Genomic DNA, 14,592 nt, shown 5'->3' with positions numbered 1-14,592 from the left:
CCCACTATATGATTTTTGAGTTATTCAGGCTGTTCATCTTGTTGATGATAAATCAGCGAAACGGTAATAACGCCGTCAATATCTTTCACAGATTCCATGTTTTTAAGCAAGATATGCTGATCGTGAGATTGCATAACAGCAACAATCTTTCCTATTTTTTCATCAAAGGTCGGAACTTCTGTGTGCGGAATAGCTAAAAGTGCAGTACGAATTGCAGGTATTTTTGGGGGTTTTCCATGCACCACCAAACCGACTACGTGCCAGTCTTTCGCTTCTTCCATGGTTAAAATATCTGTTTTATTCATTTTTATTTGAATTGGTTATTTTCACTGTGCCAATTAGGCGACACTGAATGTAATCACTGCAACAGGTGTTTCAATAAATGATGTTATTGGTAACCTATTTTTAGGCCTTGCATATTAATTGGTTGCAGGGTAATTCATATCACTATAACAGGGTATTTTGGACTAAATTTTCATCTACTTTGCTTTAGATCAAATTTGCCTTCAACCGTTTATTCTCAGGGAAGATCAAAATATTCCGCTAAAATCCACCGCACTTTTTTGCTACACTAACTCAGTTTGTATTAGAAAGGTTTTCTATGGTTAAAATTAAACATTCCGTTTCCACCCGCATTGCCAACTATCTTATTGTTATTATTATCTTTGTTGGCGTGATTGCATCTTTAAGCTTCGCTTTAATGGCGGGCAATAAATCGTATGCGGAAGCCATTAATGTGTCCGGCTCGTTGCGTATGCAGAGTTATCGCTTGCTGTATGAAATGGAACATGAACTGGAATCAGTAGAAAAAAGTTTGCGACAATATCGTGAAAGTCTGCATTCACAATCGCTGTTAGATATTCACCATCAGTTTTTTGTTTCTGAGGATGTGAAATCTTCTTATAACAATCTCATTAAGCGTTGGGAGAAGATGGAATCGTTGGCAAAACAAAAAAATCTTGTTGAGTATCAACATCATATTGCCAACTATGTGGCGCAAGTAGATCAGTTTGTGTCAGCGTTGCAATATTCTGCCGAGCAACGTTGGATTTTGGCGGTGTGGGTGATCTCCTTGTCATTATTATTGATTTTTGTGATGGTTTCGTATGTGAATTGGTACACCCGCAAGGCAGTGGCGCGTCCGTTGGAACAACTGACTAAGGCCAGTATTCAAGTGCAAATGGGGCAATTTAAACATATCCCGTTAGATGTGAATAAAGAAGATGAAATTGGCAATTTGGCGCGTACGTTTACCAAAATGTCTTCCGAATTGGGTAAGCTATATTCCAGCCTAGAAGCGACTGTGAATGAAAAAACACAAAAGTTGCAACAAACCAACCGTTCTTTAACCACCTTGTACCATTGCTCACAACTGGTTACCACCAATAATATTAACGGTAAGATTTTACAAATGGTGATGCAAAATATTATGAGCAGCGAACACTTGCGTTATTTAGAATTAAAAGTGTTGGATGCGGAGCATTGGAACATTTGCCTTGGTACGAAACAACCGTTAATCGAATGTCAGCAAACCGAAGTGAGTATGGAAGGCGAAACTTTGGCTGTTTTACACTGGCAGGCGGGGTTGCCTTGCCCGGATTTGCGCACCATGAACAACTTGGCGCAAATGCTTAGTCGTTCTCTCTATTTCCATAAAACCCAACGTCAGCAAGAGCAATTGTTGTTAATGGAAGAGCGTTCTATTATTGCACGTGAGCTACATGATTCTTTGGCACAAGTGTTGGCTTTTTTACAAATTCAATTAACCTTGTTAAAACATAATTTGAATAAAGATGAACCGGACTCTAAAAATAAGAGTTTGTCGATTATTCGTCAATTTGAACGCGCGCTTAGCGATGGTTATAGCCAATTGCGCGAGCTGTTGGCGACCTTCAGTTTAACCATTCAGGAGGCGAATTTAAAACTGGCATTGGAGCAAGTGATTGATTCCTTACGCAATCAAACCGACATGCAAATGAGTGTGGATTGCACGTTGCCATCGCAAAGTTTTAATGCGCCACAGTTAGTGAATGCGTTGCAAATTGTGCGTGAAGCGGTATTAAATGCCATTAAACATTCGCAGGGCACCTTAATTGAGGTGATTGCGCACACAAACGAAGATGGCGAATACGAACTCATTGTGCGCGATAACGGTGTGGGTATTCCAAGTTTGGAAGAACCTGACGGGCATTACGGCTTAAACATTATGCAAGAGCGCAGTGCACAACTTAATGCCAAATTAACAATTTCTCCTCGAGCAAGTGGCGGCACGGAAGTGAAAGTCACTTTGGCTCACGTGTTATATTAAAAGGACGGATACATGCAAAATTTACAACCTTTTCATACGTTTTCTCTTCCTGCGAAAGCCAAAAAGATCATTGAGATTCACTCTATTCCGCAATTGCAACAGGCTTGGCAAGACTGCTTGGCGGAGCAGTTGCCTGTGCTTTTTTTAGGGCAAGGTAGCAATGTGTTATTTGTAGAGGATTTTGACGGCGCCGTCTTACTTAATCGCATGCTTGGCATTGAACATCGGGAAGATGCGGATTTTCATTATTTACACGTTAATGGTGGCGAAGTCTGGCATGACTTGGTGAGATGGAGCATCGAGCGGGGTTATTATGGCTTGGAAAATTTGGCGCTCATTCCTGGCTGTGCGGGGTCTGCGCCGATTCAAAATATCGGTGCCTATGGCGTAGAATTTAAAGATGTATGTGATTATGTGGAAGTGATTAACCTTCACTCCGGTGAGCTGTTTCGCCTAACCAATGCTGAATGTGAATTTGGTTATCGGGAGAGCGTATTTAAGCATAAATATGCTCAAGGTTATGTGGTGACTGCCGTTGGGTTGAAGTTAGCGAAGGCATGGAAACCGGTGTTGAAATACGGCAATTTAGCCAATCTGGATAAAAGTGCGGTCACTTCTGCGGACGTTTTTGCCGAAATTTGTGCCGTGCGTCAAAGTAAATTGCCGGATCCGAAAGAGTTTGGCAACGCAGGGAGTTTCTTTAAGAACCCGGTGATTCCTGCACAACAATTTGAGCGATTACAACAAGAATATGCGACGATCCCACATTTTCCGCAACCTGACGGCAACATAAAATTAGCCGCAGGTTGGCTTATCGATCAATGTGGCTTGAAAGGCTTCCAAATCGGTGGCGCGGCAGTGCATCAGCAACAGGCATTAGTTTTGATTAATAAAGGCAATGCCACGGCTTCTGATGTTGTAGAGCTTGCCCATCATATTTATCAGCTTGTGGCATTGCGTTTTGATGTTCGCCTGCAACCGGAAGTGCGCTTTATCGGAAAACGGGGCGAAGTCGATAGCCAACAAACTATTCGTTAGTTTTTCAACCTCTTACCGAAGGAAACCTTATGGATTTTAAAACAATATTAGATACATTACCTTCTATTGATCATCTTTCCGGATTAACCGTTTTGGACAACGGAACGATGGTTCATCATATTCCTGCCGTCGCAGGTAAGTTGGGCTCGCTGCGGGTGTACAATGCTTTAGCCCAAGAATTTAACGGAAAATTAGACCGCACTTCGGCACAAAAAGGATTGCAACTCTTCGCCGAACACACGCAAGATGCCCGCAAAAATACAGGAAAACACCCGAATATTGATTTGTTGTTGCGCGTTATTGAACAAGACTTGTGTTATCAAATTGAGGCAAATTAATGGAACAGCAAAAACCTTTTCCTATTCCGGTCAGTTATTTCAGTATCGTTTTAGGTTTATCCGCATTAGGCTTGGCTTGGCGTTATGGCGCTCATGCTGTAGCACTGCCAACGATTGTTGGTGAAACGTTACTTGGTTTGGCAACCGTCATTTGGTTGATATTTATTGTCGCTTATGGCGTGAAATGGTTGCGTTTCCGACATCAGGCCAAAGCAGAATTGCAGAATTTAATTCAGTGCTGTTTTATCAGCTTGATTCCGATTACTACTATTTTAATGGGCTTGGCAGCATTGCCATATGGGTTCCCATTGTCTGTTGGGTTAATTACATTGGGTATCATCGGGCAGTTGGTTTTTGCTGCTTACCGTGCTGCCGGGTTGTGGCGTGGTATTCATAAAGTGGAAGCCACAACACCGATTATGTACTTGCCGACAGTGGCAACCAATTTTGTTAGCGGCACCGCATTAGGCTATTTGGGTTACAGCGAGGTCGGCATGCTCTTTTTTGGCGCCGGCGTGTTTTCATGGCTCAGTCTTGAGCCGGCAATTTTGCATCGATTACGCAATTTAGAACCTGTTGCGCCTGCCGTTCGTCCGGCGATTGGCATTCAACTTGCTCCGGCCTTTGTGGGTTGTTCCACTTACTTGGTGTTAAATGGCGGCGAAATAGATTTGTTGGTTAAGCTACTTATCGGTTATGGTGTATTGCAATTATTGTTCTTAATTCGCTTGCTACCTTGGCTATTCCAAAATGGTTTCACGGTTTCATTTTGGGCATTCTCTTTTGGACTGGCGTCTATGGCAAACGTGGGATTACATTTATACCAAGGTACATCTAATATGATTCTAGGAATTTTGGGTTTATCCCTGTTTTGGTTTGCGTCAATAATAATTGGACTATTGATTTTTGGGACGCTTTACCTCATTATGCGCGGACGTTTTTTTGTGAAGTAAAAGAACTTTTAGGCTAAAATTTGGTCATATAAACTATGAAAAAACGGATTCCAATCGCTAAAACCGATTGAATTTCTCATAGATTGTGTTATAACTAGATTTAATTTGATCCAGTGACTTTAGTAAGAAGGAAGATGATGGATAAAGAAACTCAAACAATGATGTTGGTTCCCCAAGGAAGTTTAGAAGCCTATATTCGCGCGGCGAATGAATACCCGATGTTAACGGCGGAAGAAGAAAAGGAATTGGCAGAACGTTTGTATTACCAAGAAGATATTGAGGCGGCAAAAAAACTCGTGTTATCTCACTTGCGCTTTGTGATCCATGTTGCCCGTGGTTATTCCGGTTATGGTTTGCCACAAGCGGATTTAATTCAAGAAGGCAATATTGGCTTAATGAAAGCGGTTAAGCGTTTTAATCCGGAAGTAGGCGTTCGCTTGGTATCTTTTGCGGTGCATTGGATTAAAGCGGAAATTCACGAATACGTTTTGCGTAACTGGCGTATTGTGAAAGTCGCCACAACCAAAGCACAACGTAAGTTATTCTTTAATCTACGTAAAACGAAACAACGTTTGGGTTGGTTTAACGAAAATGAAGTAGACATGGTGGCCAATGAGTTAGGTGTTTCTCCGCAAGACGTGGTGGAAATGGAGTCTCGCATGACCGGGGCGGATGTTGCCTTTGATTTACCAACAGATGATCACGATGAAGAAACCTATGCGCCGGCATTATACTTGGAAGATAAAGGTTCCAATTTTGCTGCCGAGTTAGAAAATGAAAACTACGAAGCGCAAGCCACTGACCAACTCGCTGTTGCGTTGGATAATTTGGATGCCCGTAGCCAAGACATTATCAAAGCCCGTTGGTTGGATGAAACCAAAGCCACCTTGCAAGACTTGGCGGAAAAATACAACATTTCTGCCGAACGCGTACGTCAATTAGAAACCAACGCACTGAAGAAATTAAAAAGTGCGGTCAGTTTTTAATGTGTTTTTAAAGTTTATAAAAAGAAACCCGCTCCATTGAGAGCGGGTTTTTGTTTCCTTAAAAAACAGTTTATTTTGCTGGAATTTCCGCCAATAATTTCGTGATTAACGACCAATAAATTTGCACTGCCGGGATATGCACTTTTTCATCCGGTGAGTGCGCGTTTTTAATCGTTGGCCCGATGGAAACCATATCCATATTCGGATAGCTTTTTTTCAGCAAGCCACATTCTAGACCGGCGTGAATCACTTTGATTGTCGGCTCATAACCTAGCACTTGGGCATAAATTTTATGGGTTAAATCAACAATTGGTGAATGCGCTTGTGGCTCCCAACCCGGATAGGAACCGGAGAATTCGGCGCACGCGCCACTTAATGAAGCAAGAGATTGCAACATCTCTGTGACATATTCTTTGCCGCTATCAATGAGCGAACGCACTAAAATTGTGGCTTTAATTTGATTTTCTTCTGTTTTTAATACACCGACGCTGAGGGAGGTTTCCACGGTGTTTTCTAATACGTCGCTGTTACGAATCACACCATTTGGCAGTACGTTCAATAAATTAATCACACGTTGCGTAGTGGAAGCTGTAAAGGTTTTTTCCGGCTTATTAATTGGTTGTAAATCACAGGTAAGATTCGGTTCAACTAATGCCAGTTCGGTTTTTAACAAAATACCAAAATTTTCCACCGCACTTTTTAGTTGAGTCACATCACCGTTGAAGTTTAACGTCGCAAAAGCTTCGCGCGGAATAGCGTTACGAATAGAACCGCCGCGAATGTCACTTAAAAGGAAGTCAAAGTGCGGTTGATTTTGCGTGAGTTTTGCTAAGAAACGAGCTAACACTTTAATCGCATTGGCGCGTCCGGTGTGGATGTCGCAACCGGAATGTCCGCCGCGTAAACCCTTAAGAATGATTTGGTAACTGTGAGAGAAGAGGTTATTTTGGTATTCAACAGGCAACGTGATATTAGCATTTTCGCCACCGGCGCAGCCTACATAAATTTCGCCATTTTCTTCCGTATCGGTGTTAATCATGATTTCACTTTGTAACCAATTTGGACGTAAACCAATGGCGCCTTCCATGCCACGTTCTTCGGTCATGGTGAGCAATACTTCCAAATCCGGATGAGCAATATCCTCGCTGTCTAAAATAGCTAAAGTCGATGCCATACCGATGCCGTTATCGGCACCTAAAGTGGTGTTGGTGGCATGAACCCATTCGCCGTCAATGTAAGGCAAAATCGGGTCGGTGGCGAAGTTATGGCTACTGTCTTCGTTGGCTTGCGGCACCATGTCCAAATGTGCCTGCAAGGCAACTTTTTTGCGATTTTCCATGCCTTTGGTGGCCGGTTTGCGGATTAACACATTGCCTACTTCGTCGCGTGCTGCGTAGAACCCTTTACCTTTTGCCCAGTTGACTATGAATTCCGCAAGTTCGTTTTCTTGATAGGACGGATGCGGAATTGCGCAGATTTGATCAAACCATTTCCATAATAAATTTGGGCTTAATTGTTGTATTTCTGACATAGTTCCTCCTTAAAAAATTGGGGAAAATAATAGCATAAAATGCCATTTCGGGTTATCCTAACGCAATTTTATTTCTTGGGCTACGCGCCACAAAAATTCCTGAAAGGTGACATTATGAGTGAAAAATATGTTGTGACGTGGGATATGTTTCATATGCACGCACGTAAATTATCTGAGCGTTTGCTTCCCGCTTCTCAATGGAAAGGTGTTATTGCTGTAAGCCGTGGCGGGTTATTTCCATCAGCAGTGATTGCCCGTGAATTGGGCCTTCGTCATGTGGAAACCGTGTGTATCGCCAGCTATAACCACGATTCCCAGGGTGAGTTGCAAGTCCTTCATGCTGCGGATGTGCCGAATGGCGGTGAAGGTTTTATCGTGGTGGATGATTTGGTAGATACCGGTAATACGGCCAGAGCCATTCGCAAAATGTATCCGAAAGCCCGTTTTGTGACGGTTTTTGCCAAACCTGCCGGCGCTGAGTTAGTGGATGATTATGTGGTAGATATTCCGCAAAATACCTGGATTGAGCAGCCTTGGGATATGGGTATTTGTTTTGTTCCGCCATTATCCAGAAAATAATAGAAAAAATGACCGCACTTTTGATAATAAAATGAACGTCGGTTCTTTTATGAGAAGATTAAGCCCACCTTTTTAACTATAAGTAACCTCTATTCTTGCCTTAAGTTAAAAGGATTTTGTGATCCCTTCCACATTTTTAAACAAACTTGAAACATTTTGTACATTTCTTTTAAAATTTTGATTACAATAAGAACAAATGATAATAATTGTTAATTAAAAAGAGGTAAAAATGATCATTTCATCAGCTAATGACTATCGCGCAGCAGCCCGTCGTCGTGTTCCCCCGTTTATGTTTCACTATGCGGACGGTGGTTCTTACACTGAATATACTTTAGCGCGCAATGTGAGTGATTTATCTGAAATTGCATTAAGACAGCGTGTGTTAAACGATATGTCGCAACTAAACACCGAAATTGAATTATTCGGTGAAAAATTATCAATGCCGGTTATTTTGGCGCCGGTGGGAGCATGTGGAATGTATGCCAGCCGTGGCGAAGTGCAGGCGGCAAAAGCGGCGGCGGCAAAAGGGTTGCCATTTACGTTATCAACTGTGTCCATTTGTCCTATTGAAGAAGTTGTTCCGGCAATTAATCGCCCAATGTGGTTCCAGTTATATGTGCTCAAAGATCGCGGTTTTATGAAAAATGCCCTTGAGCGTGCAAAAGCCGCCGGTTGTTCAACCCTCGTGTTCACTGTTGATATGCCGACTCCGGGGGCTCGTTATCGTGATATGCATTCTGGCATGAGCGGCGATTACAAATGGTTGCGTCGTGTGATTCAAGGAGCAACTCATCCGTTCTGGTCATACGATATGATGACAAAAGGCCGTCCGTTTACCTTGGGTAATGTGTCAAAATACATGGGTAAACCGGTGGCATTAGATGATTATATCGGTTGGCTTACAGAAAACTTTGACCCATCTATTTCTTGGAAAGACTTGGAATGGATTCGTGATTTCTGGGATGGCCCAATGGTGATTAAAGGCATTTTGGATCCTGAAGATGCCAAAGATGCCGTACATTTCGGGGCTGACGGTATTGTGGTGTCTAACCATGGTGGTCGTCAGTTAGACGGCGTGTTATCAAGCGCTCGTGCTTTACCGCCGATTGCCGACGCTGTAAAAGGCGACATCAAAATCTTGGTTGACGGCGGTATTCGCAACGGTTTGGATGTGGTGCGTATGATGGCTTTAGGTGCGGATGCGACGATGATTGGTCGCCCATTTGTATATGCCTTGGGCGCTGACGGACAACGTGGTGTTGAAAACTTGCTCGATATCTTCAAGAAAGAAATGCGCGTGGCGTTAACCTTAACCAGCACGAAGGACATTTCCAATATCACTGCTGATGCGTTGGTGAGTTCCAACAAAGCCTAATGTAATGTTCAATCACAAAAACGTGAGTCATTTGGCTCACGTTTTTGTGATAATGAATAAATTTTTGTTAGCGTGCTGCTTGCTGAAAAACAATGGAAAAACTCACCTCACTTTAGTCTCTTTAGTACAAACTAAATGCTTTTAAATAAGGCAATTTTCCTTGTTTCATCATTTCTTCAATACCGCTCTTATGATCGTTACTGAAACCACGTAATTCAAGAGTCACACCTACGCTGTTGTCATAAAAAATCTCGTCATTCCGTTGATTTTGACGGCTGGTCACATAACGTCTTGCGCCGACACCAACGCTCCAGCAGCAGGTGTTATATTGCACACCAAGATATTGTTCTACCGGTTTTTTGAGGGCAAGGTCTTGATAATAACGGCCAACTACCGCCCAGTTATCGGTGAGTTCCCAACCTAATTGAAGGCCAAGTTGATTAATGTCCTGATTATAACGGTTGGCGTTGGAGGTTAAGTTTTGATTAATATATTCCTTACTGACGTAGCGGTAATTCAATTGAACAATATTATTTTTGGTCGGGTTAAACTCCAACCCGGTGTTTCCCAAAGACACTTGTTTGAGTTGCGGATCATATTGGAAACTTGCACGCCAGTGCCATTGTTCGCTGATTTTCCAGTTCGATTCGAGGGCCCAAGAAGAAGATAAACCGGACGTTTTGTTGCGCGAGTTGTTGTCAATGCGTGAAGGTTCCAAATAATAGGTTTGGCCGGCGGCGATGTTAAAGCGCTCTTCTTTGGTTTCATCAAAGAAACGCATGGTACCACCCACAGTGACTTGGTTGGTGGAAGCAATACGGTCTAGCCCGCTATAGCGGCGGTCGCGGAATAATGAGAAATAATCTTGTTGTAACAGGGAGGAATCGTAACCGAAACCGAGGTATTCTGTATTCCGTTTAGAGCCGATATTACTTTGGTTTTTATACGGACGGTATAAATATTGCACGTGTGGCTCAAGGGTTTGAGTGTAACCTTCCAAGAAACTTTTTGCACTGGCCAACACCGTTTGGAAATCTACTTTAAATTGTGGCAACACGCGAGTAACGCTGCGTTCAACCTCTTCCGCATCAGTTGCTTTGCCTTTCCGTTGCAAGTAGTGGGTAGCGTACAATTTGGTCTCAAAATTCACACTGCCATAGCGATTGGACAAGGTACTGTTCAAACTCGGTTCTAAGTGGAAACGCCAAGCTTTTGGCATTTGGGTGCTATCATTGTCAAAGCGTACCGCTTGGGAGAAGAGTTTGAAATCGACTTTATTATCTAACAAACCGTTTTTGTAGTAGTTAAAGTCAATTTGTGGCAACGCGCGGTATGGTCCGATTGCCACTTCATCAAAGATTTGGAATTGTTTAGCGGAGATTGCCAAATTGTAGTTTGGTTGATAGTAGGTCAAACGGGCTTTTTGGTCGGCGTAGCCATCGGTACTGCTACCGTATTCGGAATCAAAATCGGTAAAATAACGTTTATCGCTGACTTTGGTGTAATCTACATCTAAGCGCCAATTTTGGGCGAATGCGGCGTTATGTTTCCAATGCAACAAATGGCGTTTACGGTTCTCGCTGGTGTAATCTTCCAAACGATCATTGCCCAAATATTCACCGGCAATTCGTCCTTCACCTAAGAGGGTTAAATAACGAAATTCACCATTGAGTTGCCAACCACGATGGGACATATATTTTGGTGTCACGGTGGCGTCAAGATTTGGTGCAATATTCCAATATACCGGTTGGGCGTAGAAATAACCGTCACGGCTGGAATGCCCGGCTGACGGCACGAGCAAACCGGAACGACGACGATCGCCAATCGGTAGTTGCAAATACGGTGTGTAGAATATCGGTACACCATGCACTTTCAAACGGGCGTGCCACATTTCCGCATATTCTTCTTTAATGTTTTGACGCATTTCGCTGGCATAAATTGACCACGAATTATCATCCGGCAAGCAGGAGGTGAAAGTGGCGTTTTTCATTAAACGATAATTATCGCGTAGTTCCACATTTTCTGCTGAGCCACGTCCTTGGCGATCCACTAATTGATAATTAGCGTTGTGAATATCGGTGTCTTTGGTATTTAAATGAATTTTGGCATCGTCACCTAACAGATTGATTTGGTTGTCTCGGTAATCAAATCCGCCACGGGCAAAGGCATAACGCTGGACATTATTGTTGTCACCCTGTTGCTGCACTTCTACTTCGGCAGATTGCAAATGGCGATTGCCTTGTCTTACATCTACATTGCCTTTGTAAATACCGCCACTAGGTTGTGTCACTTCGACTTGATCCGCTTCAATATAAACTGGCAGATCATTTGGATTTTCAGTAACGACTTCACCGGTAAAATGCGGAACGCCGTATAAGCACTGTTTTGCTAAATCGGCTGCGCTCTCGGCGCTGTAAAGTGCGGTCAAAATTGACAACGAAATTAATTTGTAAGTATTTTTCTTCATTAGATTAGACAACCATTTTTCTAGCCAAAGATGGCGTGATTATACTGTAAAACGTGCTAAATCGCATGGTTTAATCAGCGTTATTTACGCCTTATTTGCCGTTTTACTGTGGCATTGATTCCAGTGATCGTTGACCAACCCCATGGATTGCATGAAGGCGTAACAGGTAGTTGGACCGACGAACACAAAACCGCGTTTTTTTAACGCCTTTGATAGTGCCGTGGAAACAGCCGTTTGTACGGGAACCTTAGTTAAGTCGGGCACATCATTGATCTGTGGTTGATGATTCACAAATGACCAAATAAAACGACTGAAATTTTCACCGCACTTTTCCATGGCTAAATATGCCTTGGCGTTCTTTACAATAGCTTCCAATTTTGCCCGATGGCGAATCAGTCCTGGATTTTGCATACATTGATCAATGTCCTTGTCAGTCATTTGCGCGATTTTTTGCGGATCAAAATGACAAAACGCCTGCCGATAATTTTCCCGTTTTTGTAGCACGGTAATCCACGACAACCCTGCTTGTTGCCCTTCTAAGCAGAGTTTTTCAAATAATTTATGACTATCGAATTGTGGCTTACCCCATTCGTTATCATGATAATCCCGATACAATTGTGAGCTTTCCGCCCATGCACAACGCCTTGCCATTGTTATTCCTTTTCACTTAATTTTATTGGGTAATATTTTTTGACAGAATAATTGCCTATTTGTCACAAAATGTGGCTAAGTTAATGAAAAAGAAATGGTAATACCTTTTTGGGAGTAATGGAACTTGACTAACATAAAAAAATGCTGAAAGATTGTTCACAGCTCACAAAAGGCGATTTATTCACCTTTATAGCGTTGTTGATAAAGTCAAAAACGTTATTTTTTGTGACCGCACTTTATTCATTTATTTTAAATTGGAGAGCATATTATGTCAGGACTATTTGAGCGAACTGATCCATCTCGTCGTCATTACAGTGTCGCCGTGTTCGTTGGTATTATCGCAGGTCTTATTTCCGCCTTTGTGAAATGGGGAGCTGAGCATCCTTTCCCACCGCGCAGCCCATTAGATTTATTCACTGCAGCCTGTAAAGATCCAAGCCAAGCCCTCGAGGTTTGTTCCCGTGCGTTTTTAAATCCGCCACACGTTTTCCTACGTGATTATATCGGTATTGACCCGACTGAAGCTGTGTTCACGTTTGCCGATCATGGGTTTAACTGGATTGGTGTTACCCATATTACCTTCTCCATTGTGTTCGCCGTGTTTTATTGTGTCGTGGCGGAACGCTTCCCGAAAATTAAATTATGGCAAGGTGTGTTATTCGGTATTATTTGTAATATCGGCGTGCATTACATTACTTTCCCGTTACTCGGTTTAACTCCGCCGGTTGCTGAGTGGCCTTTGTATGAACATATTTCCGAATTAGTCGGTCATATTTTCTGGTTCTGGACCATTGAGCTTATTCGTCGTGATTTGCGTAATCGTATTACTCACGAGCCGGATCCTGAAGTGCCGTTAGGTCAGTATCGTTAATCAAACGAAAAATCCCGCAAATTAACTTGCGGGATTTTTTAATCGTTATGGTAACAAACTTTCCAGTTGCCATAATTCATTTAAGGTTTCACGGCGGCGAATCAGATACGCCTTATCGCCGTCTACCATGACTTCGGCCGTTCTCGGACGGGAATTGTAGTTGGAGGACATGCTTGCGCCATAAGCACCGGCAGAACGTTGTGCTAAGTAATCGCCTTGTGCAATAGCCAGTTTACGTTGTTTGCCGAGGAAGTCGGAGGTTTCGCAAATGGGGCCGACGACATCATAAATTTTTTCTTCGCGCGTTAAAGCGCGGTCGATTTCCAGAATGTTCATGTAAGCCTGATACAGCGCCGGACGAATCATATCGTTCATGCCAGCATCCACAATGGCGAAATTGCGGCTTTCGTTAGATTTTAAGTATTCCACTTTGGTGACTAAAATCCCTGCATTAGCGGTAATGGCACGCCCCGGTTCGACGATGATTTCCAACTCGCTAAAAGCATTTAATTTTTCCCATAGCGCTTTGGCATATTCCGTTGGGTGTGGCGGCGTTTCATCGGTGTAAGTCACGCCCAAGCCACCGCCCAAATCTAAATGTTTTAAAGCAATGCCGTCTTGTTTTAATTGTTCCATGAGCACAATTAACCGATCTACCGCATCTAAAAACGGTTGTAATTCCGTGAGTTGAGAGCCGATGTGGCAATCCATACCGACGATTTCAATATTCGGTAAGGTGGCGGCTAATTTATAGACTTCCCGAGCCTGTTCCACGCTCACGCCGAATTTATTTTCTTTCAAACCGGTGGAGATATAAGGGTGGGTGTGGGCGTCCACGTCGGGATTAACGCGTAGCGAAATCGGAGCGGTTTTACCTAATCGACCGGCGACTTCGTTAATGCGGAGTAGCTCCGCCTCCGATTCCACGTTGAAACACCGAATACCAACCTCTAGCGTACGGGTGATTTCCGGCTCGGATTTCGCCACACCGGAAAAGACCACTTTCGCCGGTTCGCCACCAGCGGCTAGCACGCGTTCCAACTCTCCTTGTGACACAATATCAAATCCCGAGCCGAGCTTTGCCATCACGTTCAAAATAGCAATATTCGGGTTAGATTTCACAGCGTAGCAAACCAGGTGAGGATGCTCACCAAAGGCTTTGTCAAAGGCATGCCAGTGGCGTTCAAGCGTGGCTTTGGAATAAATATATAAAGGTGTGCCGAATTGTTCGGCAAGTTGTTTCACCGGCAGATTTTCCGCCATAAGTTGATGGTGTTGATATTGGAAAAAATCCATTGGAAATCCTTGTAGAGAGCGACTTTGTGTTTAGATTAGTTGTTTGACGCTTGTTCCTGTTCCGGAAAATAAAGTGGGCCTTTGACGCCACAACCGGTGCTTAATACGCAAATAGCGCCGAGTAACAGAAGGGAAATGAATTTTTTCATGGGATATTCCTTGTTCATAACATTGACTGCTCTTTTTACCACTAAACCCG

General features: G+C 43.1%; 14 protein-coding genes. 8 read left to right on the top strand and 6 right to left on the bottom strand.

The annotated features are described in order from the left end of the window. Positions 1 to 20 precede the first annotated feature (20 nt). Positions 21 to 305: a chaperone NapD gene (locus EL144_RS06570; RefSeq protein ID WP_005702445.1), complete on the bottom strand. Its 285-nt coding sequence runs from the start codon at positions 303 to 305 to the stop codon at positions 21 to 23. 296 nt (positions 306 to 601) lie between these two features. Between EL144_RS06570 and narQ the strand changes: the two genes are divergently transcribed. The 5 genes from narQ (at position 602) to rpoH (ending at position 5,623) form a co-directional block, all read left to right on the top strand. Then, on the top strand, positions 602 to 2,308 hold the full coding sequence (gene narQ, locus EL144_RS06565; protein WP_126379410.1) for a nitrate/nitrite two-component system sensor histidine kinase NarQ: 1,707 nt from the start codon (positions 602 to 604) through the stop codon (positions 2,306 to 2,308). A gap of 12 nt (positions 2,309 to 2,320) precedes the next feature. Beyond that, on the top strand, positions 2,321 to 3,346 hold the full coding sequence (murB, locus tag EL144_RS06560; protein WP_005704879.1) for a UDP-N-acetylmuramate dehydrogenase: 1,026 nt from the start codon (positions 2,321 to 2,323) through the stop codon (positions 3,344 to 3,346). 29 nt (positions 3,347 to 3,375) lie between these two features. After that, positions 3,376 to 3,684, top strand: a complete 309-nt coding sequence (locus tag EL144_RS06555; RefSeq protein WP_005704880.1) for a DUF2322 family protein — start codon at positions 3,376 to 3,378, stop codon at positions 3,682 to 3,684. Further along, complete coding sequence (gene tehA, locus EL144_RS06550; protein ID WP_050332940.1) at positions 3,684 to 4,637, top strand: dicarboxylate transporter/tellurite-resistance protein TehA; 954 nt, start codon at positions 3,684 to 3,686, stop codon at positions 4,635 to 4,637. The genes EL144_RS06555 and tehA overlap by 1 nt, the downstream gene beginning before the upstream one ends. A gap of 137 nt (positions 4,638 to 4,774) precedes the next feature. Further along, positions 4,775 to 5,623, top strand: coding sequence for an RNA polymerase sigma factor RpoH (rpoH, locus tag EL144_RS06545; RefSeq protein WP_032995395.1), 849 nt, complete (start codon positions 4,775 to 4,777; stop codon positions 5,621 to 5,623). A 70-nt stretch (positions 5,624 to 5,693) separates the two neighbouring features. Here the strand turns inward: rpoH and EL144_RS06540 are convergent, their stop codons facing one another. Next, positions 5,694 to 7,154 (bottom strand): aminoacyl-histidine dipeptidase, encoded by a 1,461-nt coding sequence (locus EL144_RS06540; protein ID WP_005704884.1) that lies wholly within the window; start codon positions 7,152 to 7,154, stop codon positions 5,694 to 5,696. Between the two features lie 114 nt (positions 7,155 to 7,268). On the opposite strand from EL144_RS06540, the gene gpt reads away from it, so the two are divergent. Further along, a complete protein-coding gene (gene gpt, locus EL144_RS06535; RefSeq protein WP_032995396.1) occupies positions 7,269 to 7,733 on the top strand; it encodes a xanthine phosphoribosyltransferase in 465 nt (154 codons plus the stop codon). Between the two features lie 229 nt (positions 7,734 to 7,962). Further along, the gene (gene lldD, locus EL144_RS06530; RefSeq protein WP_005704886.1) at positions 7,963 to 9,108 is read left to right on the top strand and encodes an FMN-dependent L-lactate dehydrogenase LldD; all 1,146 of its coding nucleotides are present in this window, start codon (positions 7,963 to 7,965) and stop codon (positions 9,106 to 9,108) included. 121 nt (positions 9,109 to 9,229) lie between these two features. Here lldD and lptD read toward each other — a convergent pair whose 3' ends face one another. Both lptD and EL144_RS06520 read right to left on the bottom strand, forming a co-directional pair. Next, positions 9,230 to 11,575 (bottom strand): LPS assembly protein LptD, encoded by a 2,346-nt coding sequence (lptD, locus tag EL144_RS06525; protein WP_005704887.1) that lies wholly within the window; start codon positions 11,573 to 11,575, stop codon positions 9,230 to 9,232. An 84-nt stretch (positions 11,576 to 11,659) separates the two neighbouring features. Continuing rightward, entirely contained in the window at positions 11,660 to 12,226 is a 567-nt protein-coding gene (locus EL144_RS06520; protein WP_050332942.1) for a DNA-3-methyladenine glycosylase I, read from the bottom strand. Positions 12,227 to 12,494: 268 nt separating this feature from the next. Between EL144_RS06520 and EL144_RS06515 the strand changes: the two genes are divergently transcribed. Next, the gene (locus tag EL144_RS06515; RefSeq protein WP_005702458.1) at positions 12,495 to 13,097 is read left to right on the top strand and encodes a YagU family protein; all 603 of its coding nucleotides are present in this window, start codon (positions 12,495 to 12,497) and stop codon (positions 13,095 to 13,097) included. Between the two features lie 45 nt (positions 13,098 to 13,142). Here EL144_RS06515 and lysA read toward each other — a convergent pair whose 3' ends face one another. Together lysA and lptM are read right to left on the bottom strand one after the other, a co-directional pair. After that, on the bottom strand, positions 13,143 to 14,393 hold the full coding sequence (gene lysA, locus EL144_RS06510) for a diaminopimelate decarboxylase (RefSeq protein ID WP_005704890.1): 1,251 nt from the start codon (positions 14,391 to 14,393) through the stop codon (positions 13,143 to 13,145). A 35-nt stretch (positions 14,394 to 14,428) separates the two neighbouring features. Next, entirely contained in the window at positions 14,429 to 14,542 is a 114-nt protein-coding gene (gene lptM, locus EL144_RS11580; protein ID WP_005702460.1) for an LPS translocon maturation chaperone LptM, read from the bottom strand. Positions 14,543 to 14,592 lie beyond the last annotated feature (50 nt).

Origin of the sequence: Aggregatibacter aphrophilus ATCC 33389, from assembly GCF_900636915.1 — a bacterium.
Classification (GTDB): domain Bacteria; phylum Pseudomonadota; class Gammaproteobacteria; order Enterobacterales; family Pasteurellaceae; genus Aggregatibacter; species Aggregatibacter aphrophilus.
This window is presented reverse-complemented; position numbering and strand designations above follow the sequence as displayed.

Coding starts and splice junctions, on each gene's coding strand:
- EL144_RS06570 (WP_005702445.1), bottom strand. CDS start 305: ATGAATAAAACAGATATTTTAACCATGGAAGAAGCGAAAGACTGGCAC.
- lptM (WP_005702460.1), bottom strand. CDS start 14,542: ATGAAAAAATTCATTTCCCTTCTGTTACTCGGCGCTATTTGCGTATTA.
- lldD (WP_005704886.1), top strand. CDS start 7,963: ATGATCATTTCATCAGCTAATGACTATCGCGCAGCAGCCCGTCGTCGT.
- EL144_RS06520 (WP_050332942.1), bottom strand. CDS start 12,226: ATGGCAAGGCGTTGTGCATGGGCGGAAAGCTCACAATTGTATCGGGAT.
- lptD (WP_005704887.1), bottom strand. CDS start 11,575: ATGAAGAAAAATACTTACAAATTAATTTCGTTGTCAATTTTGACCGCA.
- tehA (WP_050332940.1), top strand. CDS start 3,684: ATGGAACAGCAAAAACCTTTTCCTATTCCGGTCAGTTATTTCAGTATC.
- EL144_RS06515 (WP_005702458.1), top strand. CDS start 12,495: ATGTCAGGACTATTTGAGCGAACTGATCCATCTCGTCGTCATTACAGT.
- rpoH (WP_032995395.1), top strand. CDS start 4,775: ATGGATAAAGAAACTCAAACAATGATGTTGGTTCCCCAAGGAAGTTTA.
- EL144_RS06540 (WP_005704884.1), bottom strand. CDS start 7,154: ATGTCAGAAATACAACAATTAAGCCCAAATTTATTATGGAAATGGTTT.
- EL144_RS06555 (WP_005704880.1), top strand. CDS start 3,376: ATGGATTTTAAAACAATATTAGATACATTACCTTCTATTGATCATCTT.
- narQ (WP_126379410.1), top strand. CDS start 602: ATGGTTAAAATTAAACATTCCGTTTCCACCCGCATTGCCAACTATCTT.
- lysA (WP_005704890.1), bottom strand. CDS start 14,393: ATGGATTTTTTCCAATATCAACACCATCAACTTATGGCGGAAAATCTG.
- murB (WP_005704879.1), top strand. CDS start 2,321: ATGCAAAATTTACAACCTTTTCATACGTTTTCTCTTCCTGCGAAAGCC.
- gpt (WP_032995396.1), top strand. CDS start 7,269: ATGAGTGAAAAATATGTTGTGACGTGGGATATGTTTCATATGCACGCA.